Origin of the sequence: Roseixanthobacter liquoris (genome assembly GCF_043195135.2) — a bacterium.
In the GTDB taxonomy this organism is placed as follows: domain Bacteria; phylum Pseudomonadota; class Alphaproteobacteria; order Rhizobiales; family Xanthobacteraceae; genus NCEH01.
In genome coordinates this window covers 3,064,332-3,076,989 of sequence record NZ_CM195537.1, presented here as the reverse complement: position 1 = coordinate 3,076,989, position 12,658 = coordinate 3,064,332, and the positions used below count along the sequence as shown (strand labels likewise).

Annotated in this window: 13 protein-coding genes; 6 read left to right on the top strand and 7 right to left on the bottom strand. The window is 67.9% G+C overall.

Going from position 1 to position 12,658, the window contains the following annotated elements:
• Nucleotides 1–29 precede the first annotated feature (29 nt).
• The gene (gene recQ, locus V5F84_RS13775) at nt 30–1,874 is read left to right on the top strand and encodes a DNA helicase RecQ (protein WP_394044847.1); all 1,845 of its coding nucleotides are present in this window, start codon (nt 30–32) and stop codon (nt 1,872–1,874) included.
• 150 nt (nt 1,875–2,024) lie between these two features.
• Here recQ and groL read toward each other — a convergent pair whose 3' ends face one another.
• Both groL and groES read right to left on the bottom strand, forming a co-directional pair.
• Nucleotides 2,025–3,656, bottom strand: a complete 1,632-nt coding sequence (gene groL / locus V5F84_RS13770; RefSeq protein WP_394044845.1) for a chaperonin GroEL — start codon at nt 3,654–3,656, stop codon at nt 2,025–2,027.
• 46 nt (nt 3,657–3,702) lie between these two features.
• Nucleotides 3,703–3,990 carry a co-chaperone GroES gene (groES, locus tag V5F84_RS13765; protein WP_348848073.1) on the bottom strand — a complete coding sequence of 96 codons (288 nt, stop codon included), beginning with the start codon at nt 3,988–3,990 and terminating at the stop codon, nt 3,703–3,705.
• Between the two features lie 351 nt (nt 3,991–4,341).
• Between groES and V5F84_RS13760 the strand changes: the two genes are divergently transcribed.
• The 5 genes from V5F84_RS13760 (at nt 4,342) to tgt (ending at nt 8,452) form a co-directional block, all read left to right on the top strand.
• Complete coding sequence (locus V5F84_RS13760; protein WP_394044842.1) at nt 4,342–4,611, top strand: usg protein; 270 nt, start codon at nt 4,342–4,344, stop codon at nt 4,609–4,611.
• 122 nt (nt 4,612–4,733) lie between these two features.
• The gene (locus V5F84_RS13755) at nt 4,734–5,336 is read left to right on the top strand and encodes an exopolysaccharide biosynthesis protein (protein WP_394044840.1); all 603 of its coding nucleotides are present in this window, start codon (nt 4,734–4,736) and stop codon (nt 5,334–5,336) included.
• A gap of 72 nt (nt 5,337–5,408) precedes the next feature.
• Nucleotides 5,409–6,131: a carbonic anhydrase gene (locus V5F84_RS13750; RefSeq protein ID WP_394044838.1), complete on the top strand. Its 723-nt coding sequence runs from the start codon at nt 5,409–5,411 to the stop codon at nt 6,129–6,131.
• A 96-nt stretch (nt 6,132–6,227) separates the two neighbouring features.
• Complete coding sequence (queA, locus tag V5F84_RS13745) at nt 6,228–7,319, top strand: tRNA preQ1(34) S-adenosylmethionine ribosyltransferase-isomerase QueA (protein WP_394044836.1); 1,092 nt, start codon at nt 6,228–6,230, stop codon at nt 7,317–7,319.
• Complete coding sequence (gene tgt / locus V5F84_RS13740) at nt 7,316–8,452, top strand: tRNA guanosine(34) transglycosylase Tgt (RefSeq protein WP_394044834.1); 1,137 nt, start codon at nt 7,316–7,318, stop codon at nt 8,450–8,452. The genes queA and tgt overlap by 4 nt, the downstream gene beginning before the upstream one ends.
• 229 nt (nt 8,453–8,681) lie before the next feature.
• Here the strand turns inward: tgt and V5F84_RS13735 are convergent, their stop codons facing one another.
• Genes V5F84_RS13735 through V5F84_RS13715 form a run of 5 tightly spaced genes read right to left on the bottom strand, consistent with a single transcriptional unit; the run spans nt 8,682 to nt 12,595 of the window.
• The gene (locus V5F84_RS13735) at nt 8,682–9,416 is read right to left on the bottom strand and encodes a (5-formylfuran-3-yl)methyl phosphate synthase (protein WP_394044832.1); all 735 of its coding nucleotides are present in this window, start codon (nt 9,414–9,416) and stop codon (nt 8,682–8,684) included.
• Complete coding sequence (locus tag V5F84_RS13730) at nt 9,413–9,994, bottom strand: DUF447 domain-containing protein (protein WP_394044830.1); 582 nt, start codon at nt 9,992–9,994, stop codon at nt 9,413–9,415. Before V5F84_RS13730 ends, V5F84_RS13735 begins: the two co-directional genes overlap by 4 nt.
• Nucleotides 9,991–11,415 (bottom strand): DUF6513 domain-containing protein, encoded by a 1,425-nt coding sequence (locus V5F84_RS13725; RefSeq protein WP_394044828.1) that lies wholly within the window; start codon nt 11,413–11,415, stop codon nt 9,991–9,993. Before V5F84_RS13725 ends, V5F84_RS13730 begins: the two co-directional genes overlap by 4 nt.
• Before the next feature lie 2 nt (nt 11,416–11,417).
• Entirely contained in the window at nt 11,418–11,987 is a 570-nt protein-coding gene (locus V5F84_RS13720) for a flavoprotein (protein ID WP_394044826.1), read from the bottom strand.
• Nucleotides 11,984–12,595, bottom strand: a complete 612-nt coding sequence (locus tag V5F84_RS13715) for an aspartate kinase (RefSeq protein ID WP_394044824.1) — start codon at nt 12,593–12,595, stop codon at nt 11,984–11,986. The genes V5F84_RS13720 and V5F84_RS13715 overlap by 4 nt, the downstream gene beginning before the upstream one ends.
• Nucleotides 12,596–12,658: the final 63 nt, after the last annotated feature.

Genomic DNA, 12,658 nt, shown 5'->3' with positions numbered 1-12,658 from the left:
CGGCCCGCCCTCGCGCGCTATAAAGGGTCATGTCCGCCGCCCTGCCGCTTGAGTCGCTGAAGGTTCCGGCTTCGTCCAAGGACCCGCGAGAGATCCTGCGTCATGTCTTCGGATATGAGGCATTTCGCGGGCCGCAGGCGGAGATCGTCGCGCATGTGTGCGCGGGGGGCGACGCGCTCGTCCTCATGCCGACCGGCGGCGGCAAGTCGCTGTGCTACCAGGTGCCGGCCCTGGTCCGGCCGGGCACCGGCATCGTCATTTCCCCGCTCATCGCGCTGATGCACGACCAGGTGCAGGCGCTGCGCCAATTGGGCGTGCGGGCGGCGGCGCTGAACTCCTCCCTGCCGCCCGGCGAGGCGCGGCAGGTGGAACGGGCGCTCGCTCTGGGCGAACTCGATTTGCTCTATGTGGCGCCTGAGCGCCTTTTGACCGACAGCTTCCTCACCTTGCTCCAGGGTGCGCGGATCGCGCTGTTCGCCATCGACGAAGCGCACTGCGTGTCCCAATGGGGGCACGATTTCCGCCCGGAATATCGCCAGCTCACCCTGCTGCACGAGCGCTTTCCCGGCATTCCGCGCGTCGCGCTCACCGCCACCGCCGACGGGCCGACCCGGCGCGAGATCGTCGAGCGGCTGGGGCTGGAGGAGGGGCGCGTCTTCCTCTCCAGCTTCGACCGGCCGAACATCCGCTATCGCATCGCCGCCAAGTCCAATCCCAAGGCGCAGCTGCGTGCGCTGCTGGACGAGCATGTGGGCGAAGCCGGCATCATCTATTGCATGAGCCGCGCGAAGGTGGAGGCCACCGCCCAGGCGCTGATGGATGACGGGCACATGGCGCTGCCCTATCACGCCGGCCTCGATGCCGAGACCCGCGCCCGTCACCAGGACCGCTTCCTGAAGGAAGACGGCATCGTGATGGTGGCCACCGTCGCCTTCGGCATGGGCATCGACAAGCCGGACGTGCGCTTCGTGGTGCATCTCGACCTGCCGAAGAGCATCGAGGCCTATTACCAGGAGACCGGCCGCGCCGGGCGCGACGGCCTGCCCTCCGAAGCGCTGCTCCTCTACGGCGTCGAGGACGTGGCGAAGCTGATCCAGTTCGTGGAAGCCTCGGACGCGCCGGAGGCCCGCAAGCGCGTGGAGCGGCAGAAGCTGGATGCGCTGCTCGGCCTGTGCGAGACCGCCAATTGCCGGCGCCAGGTGCTGCTGTCCTATTTCGAGGAGCAGCGCGACGAGCCGTGCGGCAATTGCGATACCTGCCTGGAGCCGGTGCGCACCTATGACGGCACGCAGGCGGTGCAGAAGCTTTTGTCCTGCGTCTATCGCACCGGCGAGCGCTTCGGCGCCGGCCATGTGATCGACGTGCTCGTGGGCGCGACCACGGAGAAGATCACGAAATTCGGCCATGGAGCGCTGAGCACCTTCGGCATCGGCAAGGACACCTCGCGCGACGAATGGCGCGCCATCGTCCGCCAGGTGGTGGCGCTCGGCCTGCTGCAGGTGGATGTGGAGGGCCATGGCGGCCTCTCCCTGTCCGCCGCCTGCCGCCCGGTGCTGCGCGGGGAACGGCGCATCGAGCTGAAGGTGGAAGCGCGCACCCGTGCGGCGCGGGTGACGGGCGGGGCGCGGGCACCGAAAGCCGCGCTCTCCGATCCGCACGACGAGGCGCTGTATCAGAAGCTGCGGGCGCTGCGCCTGGAGCTGGCGCGCGCGCAGGGCGTGCCGCCCTATGTGATCTTCCACGACACGACGCTGATGGAGATCGCCCGCGCCCGCCCGCGTTCGCTGGCCGGGCTCGGCGACGTCTCCGGCGTCGGCGAGGCCAAGCTGGAGCGCTACGGCCCGCAATTCCTGAAAGCGGTGCGCGAGGCGTAGCGGCGGGCATTTTGCTTTGGGCCGTGCGCGAAAAATGCTGCCTTGCGCTTAAAGCTTTCTCTGAAGACACGCCCTCAACAGAGCCGCGCGCAACGAAAAAGGGCGCAGCTTGCGCCGCGCCCTTTCCGTGATCCGATCGCTGGGACGCGATCAGTAATCCATGCCGCCGCCGGGCATCTGGGGCATGGGGGCCCCGCCCTTCTTGGGCACTTCGGCGATCAGCGCTTCCGTGGTGATGAGCAGCGAAGCCACCGAGGCGGCATCCTGAAGCGCGGTGCGCACGACCTTGGTGGGGTCGATGATGCCGGCCTTCACCATGTCGACATACTCGCCGGTCTGGGCGTTGTAGCCGAAGGAATAATCCGGGTTTTCCAGGATCTTGCCGACCACGACCGAACCATCGTCGCCCGCGTTCTGGACGATCTGGCGGGCCGGGGTCTGGATCGCGCGGCGCACGATCTCGACGCCGGTCTTCTGGTCGGGATTTTCGACCGTGATGCCGGCCAGCACCGCGATGGAGCGCAGCAGGGCCACGCCGCCGCCGGGGACGATGCCTTCTTCCACCGCAGCGCGGGTGGCATGCAGGGCGTCGTCCACGCGATCCTTCTTTTCCTTCACTTCCACTTCCGTGGAGCCGCCGACGCGGATGACGGCGACGCCACCGGCCAGCTTGGCCAGCCGCTCCTGGAGCTTCTCGCGGTCATAGTCCGAGGTGGTTTCCTCGATCTGCGCCTTGATCTGCGCCACGCGGGCTTCGATGTCGGCCTTCTCGCCGGCGCCGTCCACGATCGTGGTGTTTTCCTTCTCGATCACCACCTTCTTGGCGCGGCCGAGCATGGAGAGATCGACGCTGTCGAGCTTGATGCCGAGGTCTTCCGAGATCGCCTGGCCGCCGGTCAGGATGGCGATATCCTGCAGCATGGCCTTGCGGCGATCGCCGAAGCCGGGAGCCTTCACGGCCGCGACCTTGAGGCCGCCGCGCAGCTTGTTCACGACGAGGGTGGCGAGGGCTTCGCCTTCCACGTCTTCCGCGATGATCACGAGCGGCTTGCCGGACTGCACGACGGCTTCGAGAACCGGCAGCAATTCCTGGAGGCCCGAGAGCTTCTTCTCGTTGATGAGGATGTAGGGATCCTCGAACTCAACGCGCATCTTCTCGGCATTGGTGACGAAATAGGGCGAGAGATAGCCGCGGTCGAACTGCATGCCTTCGACGACATCCAGCTCGCTCTCGGCGGTCTTGGCTTCCTCGACCGTGATCACGCCTTCGTTGCCGACCCGCTCCATGGCCTCGGCCAGGAACTTGCCGACTTCGGCGTCGCCGTTGGCGGAGATGGTGCCGACCTGGGCGATCTCGGCGTTCGAGGTCACCTTCTTGGACTTGGCGGCCAGATCCTTGACGATGGCGTCGACCGCGAGGTCGATGCCGCGCTTCAGATCCATCGGGTTCATGCCGGCGGCCACCGACTTGGCGCCTTCACGGACGATCGCCTGGGCGAGCACCGTGGCGGTGGTGGTGCCGTCGCCGGCGAGATCATTGGTCTTGGACGCGACTTCGCGGAGCAGCTGGGCGCCGAGGTTCTCGAACTTGTCTTCCAGTTCGATTTCCTTGGCGACGGTCACGCCGTCCTTGGTGATGCGCGGGGCGCCGTAGGACTTCTCGATCACCACGTTGCGGCCCTTGGGACCGAGGGTGACCTTTACGGCGTTGGCGAGGATGTCGACGCCGCGCAGCAAGCGATCGCGCGCATCAACGGAGAATTTTACTTCTTTGGCAGCCATGTGCCGTCTCCTGAATTTCGAGGAACGTGGAGGGACAAGCGAATGCTCAGGCGATCACGCCGAGAATGTCGCTTTCCTTCATGATGAGCAGGTCCTGGCCGTCGATCTTCACCTCGGAGCCGGACCACTTGCCGAACAGCACGCGATCGCCGGCCTTCACGTCGAGGGCGACAACCGTGCCGCTTTCGTCACGCGCGCCAGGGCCCACGGAAACCACCTCGCCCTCCTGGGGCTTTTCCTTGGCGGTATCGGGGATGATGATGCCGCCAGCAGTCTTCTGCTCCGCTTCGATGCGCTTCACGACCACGCGGTCATGTAAAGGGCGGAAACCCATTGGGAACCTCCGGTTCGATAATTCGATTCTTCATAGAGTCCGGCCGAACCGCCGCGACCCAGCCTGATCTAGGAGGGGCATTATCCCCCCGCAAGTGTCGGCGGGCGGATTATTAGCACTCTTCGGTGGTGAGTGCTACAGGCGGGGCGAATTCTCCGGCCCCGCGCCGAAGCTGGCCGGAAGGCCCCTGTCGGGCGCCGGCCTCCACGCCTTGTCAGCACTCTCCGGCGGTCGCTGCTAACGCCTTGTATTTGAACGGATATACCAATTTTTAGTCTGGCTCGCGCAAGGTAGCGAGCCGACAATCCTTTTGCCCATGATCGATTGGGGCACCGCACGGAGGTGTCGAAGATGGTTTCCGAGGGTTTTGCGAAACAGATCGCCGGCTACGGCCTGGCCACCGCGCACATTCTTTACCGCATGCCGGACCACCCGGCGTTCTTGCAGAGCTTCATCTGGCAGCAATATGATTTGTGCCCGAAATTTCCCGAGCTGATGAAATTCCTCGCATTCTGGGAACGCGACCTGGACGGCAAGCTGCATTCGGTGGAGGTCACCCACCAGCAATTGATCAAGCCCGCGGAGCTGCGCACGGTCAGCGGGATGTTCGTCTTGCACTGAGCGGCGGCGCGGCGAAACGATCCACGGGAGCCTGGCCAACGGTCGTAAGCGATTGCAGCTTATGCCCTGACAGCGCCGCTTTCCCGGTGCTAAGAGGAAGCTCTGAAGGACCAGAGGCCCCCGTGGATCATCGCACACCGCGCACGTCCGAGCTGCTCGCCGCCGTACTCGCCGCCCAGGAAGGAGAGCGTGTCGCCATCGGCGATCTGATCAATGCGCTGCGCAACCGCGCCTTCGGCATCACCTTCCTTCTGTTCGGCATTCCCAATTGCATTCCCATGCCGCCGGGCATTCCGGTCATCTGCGGCATCGTGCTCGGCCTCATCGGCCTGCAAATGGCCATGGGCCGGCAGGAATTGTGGCTGCCGGAGCGGATCGCCCGCCAGACCTTCTCGCGCAGCATGCTGGAGGCCATCGTCACCCGCTCGCGCCCGACCATCGAGTGGTTCGAGCGCTGGTCGCGCCCGCGGATGGAGCAGTTCGCCGGCCCAACGGCCCGCCGGGTGGTGGGCGCGGTGGTGGTGCTCCTGGGATTCATCCTGCTGCTGCCGATTCCCTTCCTCGGCAATCTGCCGCCGGGGTTCGCCGTCTGCATCTTCGGCCTCGGCCTTGTGGAGCGCGACGGCGCGGTGATCCTCGCCGGCTTCTTCGCCACCGTGCTCGGCATCCTCGTCACCGCCGGCATGAGCTGGGCCATCTGGCAGGGCGCCGTCGCCATCTTCTGACGTCATCCGGGCGCAGCATTTTCCTGCTCTCTTCCCCCGCGACGCCAAGGGCGGGAACGGGCGGGGGCAAGCATGTGCGAGTGTCGGATCCATCGTCCGTTTTCCCTCTCGCGCCGGAGCCTCGTGCTGGGCGGGGCGACGCTGCTCGGCGCTGCCGCCCTGCGCGCCGCACCGGTCCGCGCGCAGGGCGTCCCGGCCGCCGCGCCGAACAGACTCAGCGGCGATGAGGCGCTCACGCGCCTGATGGCCGGCAATGCGCGGTACCGGGCCGATCAGCCGGGCCCAACCTGCCTCAGCGCCTGCCGCGCCACCCTTGCCACGGGGCAGCATCCCATCGCCGCCATCCTCGCCTGCTCGGACAGCCGGGTCGCGCCGGAACTGGTGTTCGACCAGGACGGCGGGCAGATCTTCGTGGTGCGCGTCGCCGGCAATGTCGCCGACCAGGACGGCATCGCCAGCCTCGAATATGCGGTGAAGGAACTCAACGTTCCCCTGGTGCTGGTGGTGGGCCATTCCAAATGCGGCGCCGTCACCGCCGCCGTGAACGTAGTGCGCGACAAGGCGGTGGTGCCCGGCCACCTCGCGAGCCTCGTCAACCAGATCCGCCCGGCGGTGGAGGCGGCGCAGCCCATGGGTGGCGACCTGCTGGCCCATGCGGTGACGCTCAACGCCCAGCGGTCGGCGCAGACCATCGCCGCCTCGGCTCCGATCCTCGGCCCGGCGATTGCCGAGGGGCGGCTGAAGCTCGCCACCGGCCTCTATGATCTCGCGAGCGGCGGCGTCACCCTGGTGTAGGGCGGGGCTGGCGCGCGCGGTTTGACGGTTTCCCTTCAGGCGAAACCGAATTAGGAAGGCGCTCCCGCCGCACGGATCGCGGCGCATGTGGGTTTCATGCGCGTAGACGCCTTTGACTTCGAACTGCCGCCCGAGCTGATCGCGCTCCGCCCCGCCGAGCCGCGCGCCGCGGCGCGCCTGCTGGTGGTGCGGCCCGACGGAACGCCGGAACTGGAAGACGCCCATATCGGCGACCTGCCGCGCTTCCTGCGGCCGGGCGATGCGCTGGTGATCAACGACACCAAGGTCATCCCCGCCCGCCTCGACGGCACCCGCGCCCGAGCCGGCGGCTCCATCGTGCCCATCGAGGCGACCTTGGTGAAGCGCCTGTCGCCCGAGGCCTGGCGCGCCTTCGTGCGTCCGGCCAAGCGCCTCGCGCCCGGCGACCGGGTGCGGTTCGGCGGTTCGGGCGAGACCTACGCCCTCGGCACGCTGGACGCCACCGTGCTGGCCAAGGGCGAGGACGGCGCGGTGGATTTCGTCTTCGACCTGTCCGGCCCGGCGCTCGATGCCGCCATCGACGCGGTCGGCCACATGCCCTTGCCGCCTTATATTGCCGCCCGGCGGCCGGAGGATGCGCAGGACCGCATCGACTACCAGCCCATCTTCGCGCAGGTGGAAGGCTCGGTCGCCGCGCCCACGGCGAGCCTGCATTTCACGCCCGCGCTGATGGACGAGATCCGCGCCGCCGGCGCCAGCTTCCATAAGGTGACGCTGCACGTGGGGCCGGGGACCTTCCTGCCCGTGAAGGCGGACGACACCGCCGGCCATCGCATGCATGCCGAATGGGGCGAGGTGAGCGAAGAAACCGCCGCCGCCCTCAATGCCGTGCGCGCGGCCGGTGGTCGGATCATCACCATCGGCTCGACGCCGACCCGGCTGATCGAGAGCGCCGCCGCGCCCGACGGGACGCTTAGCGCCTATCGCGGCGAGACCGACATTTTCATCACCCCCGGCTATGCCTTCCGCGCCGTGGACGCGATGCTGACGAACTTCCACCTGCCGCGCTCGACTTTGGTGATGCTGGTGGCCGCTTTGGTCGGCCATGATCTCCAGAAGCGCGCCTATGCCCATGCCATCGCGGCGGGCTATCGCTTCTATTCCTATGGCGATGCCTGCCTGCTTCTGCCCGAGCGCCCTTTCCGATGACCGACGCCTTTTCCTTCGCCCTCCACGCCACCGACGGTGCCGCGCGCACGGGCGAAATCTCGACGCCGCGCGGCGAAATCCGCACGCCCGCCTTCATGCCAGTGGGCACGGCGGCGACCGTGAAGGGGGTGTATCCCGAGCAGGTGCGCGCCACGGGCGCCGATATCCTTTTGGGCAACACCTATCATTTGATGCTGCGCCCCGGTGCCGAGCGCATCGCCCGGCTCGGCGGGCTGCATCATTTCATGCGCTGGGAGCGGCCGATCCTCACCGATTCCGGCGGCTTCCAGGTCATGTCGCTGTCGGCCTTGCGCAAATTGAGCGAGGACGGCGTCACCTTCCGCTCCCATATCGACGGCGCGGTGCACGAGCTGACGCCGGAGCGGGCGGTGGAGATCCAGGGCCTGCTCGGCTCCGACATCCAGATGCAGCTGGATGAATGCGTGCGCCTGCCGTGCGAGGATGCCGAGGCCGAGCGCGCCATGCGTCTGTCCCTGCGCTGGGCGGAGCGCTCCCAGCGCGCGTTCGAGGCCCAGCCCAAGGGGCGGGCGCTGTTCGGCATCGTCCAGGGCGGGGCTGTCGAGAGCCTGCGCATCGAATCCGCCCGCGCCTTGGCGGACATGGATTTCCCCGGCTATTCCATCGGCGGCCTCGCGGTGGGCGAGCCGCAGGACGTCATGCTGCGCATGATCGAGACGGTGGAGCCACATTTGCCGGCCACGAAGCCGCGCTATCTCATGGGCGTCGGCACGCCCGACGACCTGCTGGAGGCGGTGGCACGCGGTATCGACATGTTCGACTGCGTCATGCCCACGCGCTCGGGCCGGCACGCGCTCGCCTTCACCCGCTTCGGCAAGATCAATCTGAAGAATGCGCGTCATGCGGAAGATCCCCGTCCGCTGGACGAGGAGAGCGACTGTCCGGCGCTGCGGGATTATTCGCGCGCCTATCTGCACCACCTCATCCGCTGCGGCGAAATGCTTGGCTCCATGCTCCTGTCCTGGGCGAACCTGCATTATTACCAGGACCTGATGGCCGGCATGCGCGCCGCCATCGCCGAGGGGCGGTTCCAGGAGTTTCGCGCCCAGACGAAGGCCGGATGGGCGGCCGGCGATATTCCCGAACGGGGATAGGGCGGATCGACATTTGGCGGGTCGCGGCATGAAAAGTTCTCCGGCCGGCTTTTCAAGTGCCGGATCGCCCGCAAATGGCCGATCTCCGGTAAAATGTTTCACGTGAAACAATCACTTAGAGAAGACGAACACTGGATCAGGAGGCTTCTCCGCGCCTTTTCGGCGGATGACTCCGCCGTTTCGGACGAAATTCGGCAAGTTGTTCGGGAAACGTGGAGGTGACCGGCGCCTAACTTGCCCGTGCTTCCAAACCGGGCAGATCCATCGTCGCCCGCACCCGCGCCAGGGCCACCGGATCGAGGGCGTCGGTGCGCGCGCCGCCACAGAGGGCGCCGCGAAAGCCGAGATAGTCCGGGGCGAGGGTCTTCAGCGGCGCGATGTCGGCGAGGCACAGCGAGCCGGCGAGCCCGCTCAGCAGGCCGAGGCCGCGCGCCCGGGTGACGAAGGCTTCGAGCCGCGACAGGGGAAGATGGTCGGTGAGGCGGCCGGCCCCCTTCACTGCCGTATCCAGCATGGCGCCGTGAAATCCGGCCGCCTTCATCTGCGCCAGGACCGCGAAATCCGGCGCTTGGTCGGCGAACAGAACGGCAATCAGGCGATGGTCCCGCGCCAGCGGCGCCAGCGCGCGGAGGCAGGCATCGAGGGTGCCGACATTCGCCTGCGTGAAGAAGCCGATCTTCACCAGCGGCACGCCCGTCGCCCCCACCGCGCGCACAGCCTGCACCAGCACCTGCGGCACCGGCGGATAATCGCCCACCGTGGCGCTCAGGAGCGGCCGGGAGACGGGCAGGGCACGCCAGCGGGCCACAGCCGCTTCCAGGGCGGGAACGGCCCAGGCGCCGAGGGCGCCGCGCGAGGGGTCCTTCAGGTCCACGATATCGGCGCCACCCGCCACGGCCAGATCCATCTCCGCGAGCGTCGCGACGCTCGCCAGCAGGCCGGGGACGCAAGGGGTACCGGTCATCGCGCCGCCTCGCGCCCAGCCGTTCCGGCGCGGAAATCGGCCACCGCCTCGCACAGCCATTGCCAGGCTTCCCGCTCCTGCGGGCCGCCGGTCTTCGCCACCGCGATGGAAAGATAGGCCATTTCCCGCTCCACCTTTTCGGCATCGAGCATGGACAGGCGAGAGACCAGCACCGCGCCTTCCACCACCGCCGCCACGGCGCGGTTGAGGCCGGCGAAGATGCCGTGCGACGCGCGGTGCACCACCCGGCAGGTGAGGCGCGGGCGCTGGGGATCGTCAGCCACCTCGGTCACCTCGAACTCCTCATAAGCGAGGGTCTGCGCCAGCCGCACGCCGTCCACCACATCCGCCGGAACGGTGGGCCAATCGCGCTTTCGGCCGGTGACGCAGCCGGCGAAGATGCGCGCCTCGTCCGTGAGGTTGATCACCCCGGCGCGGCGCGCCAGCAGATTGTCCAGCGTGCGCGACGGGCGGAAGGGAAGCAGCAGATAGCCGCCCTCGATCAAGGTCGCCCCCATGGGGGCCACATGCGGTTCGCCATCCGCCGACAAGGTGGTGAGGATGGTCTCGCGGATCATTCCTCCTCCTCCCGCGCCGCGCGGGCCCTGTCGGCGCGCGTCGCGCCGCGCTCCTTGAAGGCGAGGCGATGCGCCTCCTCGGCGCTGGCGGCGGTCTCGCCGATGACGCCCCATTTCAGCGCCTCATCCTGGGCATAGCGCTTGCCGAGCATCAAGGCGATCTCCGCCCGCGCGGTCTCCACCCCGAGATAGAAGGCATGGGCGCCGTCGTCCTCCACCTTCAGATGGGGAAACAGGCCATAGGGATCGCGCGCCACATGGTGGCCGTCGCGATTATAGGCGTGGATGCCCTGGTCGGTGACGGCAATGCGGAAATTGCGGTCGCGCACTTCACCCGCGAGCCGGTCCACCTCCTCGCGCGAGGCGCTGAAGGGCTTGCGGTCGCGCAGCGCCATCAGCCCGGCGCCGAAGCCCTGGGGCAGGGCGCCGGCTTCCCGCGCGGCGAAGAATTCCCGCCGCGCCCGGTCGAACTCGCGCACCGCCGTGCGGCAATGGGGGCTCACCTGCACCGCCAGGACCGCGCCGATATGCAGTTCGGAAATAATGCCCATGAGGATGGCATTGCTGCCGGTGGTGTCGGCGTCCGTCAGCTCGGTGACATTGCCGATGCCCATGAGGATCGGCACATCCGGCATGCGGCGGCGCAGTTCGGCATAGCGCACCAGCGAGGCCGTGAAGCCGAAATGGATGGGATCGAGGATCGGGTCGGCGAGAAAGTCCCGCCCCTTGGCGCGGCAGGCCTCAATGGCGCGGATGAGCGAGTCCAGGTCGCCGGGCCTGGCGGGCACCAGAACCGGCACGGCGGGGCCTTCGTCCACGATGGCGAGCGTGTCCTCGTTCAGGCTCAGCAGATAATCGGCGCCGGCGCGGGTGGCGCGGGACAGCTCGTGCGGGTCGAAGGAATCGACGCTCACCTTCATGCCTTCCCCATGCAGGGCCTTGATGAAGGATTCCAGATGGGGAAAGGCCTGGTCCGGCAGGCTGCCGAGGTCGATCACGTCCGCGCCGTCGGCCCTCAGCGCCCGCGCCCGCGCCAGGACTTCGTCCACCGTGAGCTTCGTCGCATCCACGATCTCGGCGAAAATCGTCACGTCGTACCGCGTCAGGTCCGCCGGCCCGCCCCCCTTGCCGAAGAAATCTGGAATGTCCGCCGCCTCGTCCGGCCCGCGCAGGAACGGCACGCCGAAGCGGGAGGTGAGCCGGTCCAGATCGCCTTTGAACCGCCCCGGCATCACCACCCGGTCAGCCCCCTCGGGCAGGACGAAGCGGCGCTCGACGATCTCCGCCGTCATCAGGGCGGCCACCTTCACGCCGATGTTCACCACCACCGGCTCCAGGAACGCGTCGGCAATCTCCTCCGCCGCCTTGGCGACACGCGGCTGTGCCAGCGATCCGGTGAGGAGGACGACGCGCTCCGCCATCCCTAGCGCGCCGATTCTGAAACGCGCGCGTCCAGCTCGGCCTTGCGGGCGGCGATGGCGGCTTTCAGCTCGGCCAGGGATTCGGCCACCGTCGTCGCTTCGAAGTCCTTCAGCTTGCGTGTGTTTTCAAGGTCGATCTTGCGCGGAAACACCGGCACCGGCCCGCCGGGCGCCATGGTGATCAGCTCCGGGGCGGTGTCGCAGGCAAACACGATGCCGGGCACCCGGCACTTGCCGGCCTGGGCGAAGCAATTGGTGACCAGCGTGTCGGAAATGCCGTAGACGCATTTCGCCACCGTGTTCGAGGACGCCGGCGCCACGACCAGCGTGTGATACTTGCCCTCGTAGAACATGCCCACGGGCGCCGCGCTCGCGGTGGTGTCGCGGAACACATGGGTGTTGGCGGGCAGGGGGCTCTTGTCCTGCTTGTACATGCGCAGCACCTCTTCCGCCGCGGCCGAGACGAACAGATCCACATCGCCCAGCGTGTGGATCAGTTCCAGGCTTTCGGTGAAGAAGTGTCCGGAGCCGGAGAGCGCCCAGGCCCAGCGGGGATAAGCACCCTTGCTCATGCTGCGCTCGCGGTTCGAGGGGAGGGAAAGAGCCGGTCGAGCGCCGGCGCATCGTCGGCGGCCACAAGGCGAACGATACCGCAAAAGCGTGCGGCGAAGGCGGGAAAGGCACGATCCACCAGGCCGCGCGCGCTCCAGTCGGCAGCGCTGTCGCCCCGCGCGGCGGCGTCGACCGGCGTGCCGGGAGCCTTCACGAGCGTCAGGGACGGCGCGGCCAGAGCGGTGGCGAGCCAGCAGGCCAGGCTGTCGGAGGTGACGTCCCAATCCTCCGGGATCTCGCGGGCGGCGAGCAGCAGGCGGGCCGGAAACCACAGGACGGCAGAGGCGCCGGCGGCCGCCTCGATCTCCTCCAGGGTCCGGCACGGAGCCAGGGCGGGCGCGCAATCGGCGAGGGCATGGGCCATCTGCTCCATGGCCAGGATCGCCATGGCATGGCAGGCGCGGTCGGAAAGCGCGAGGGGGCCCTGCGCCGCGCGGACCGCATCGGCGAAGCGCCCGCCGCCGGGCACGATCACCACGCCCGGCCTGCCGGCGAGCCGGCACGCCAGCGACCTGATGTCGCCGCTGCGCTCCAGGCTACCGCCAAGCTTGACCACGTGAAACGCCATGGCGAACCCCTGCGCCTTCCCACAGAATCCTTCAAACCTTGATGTTAGCCGAGCCAGTTGTCC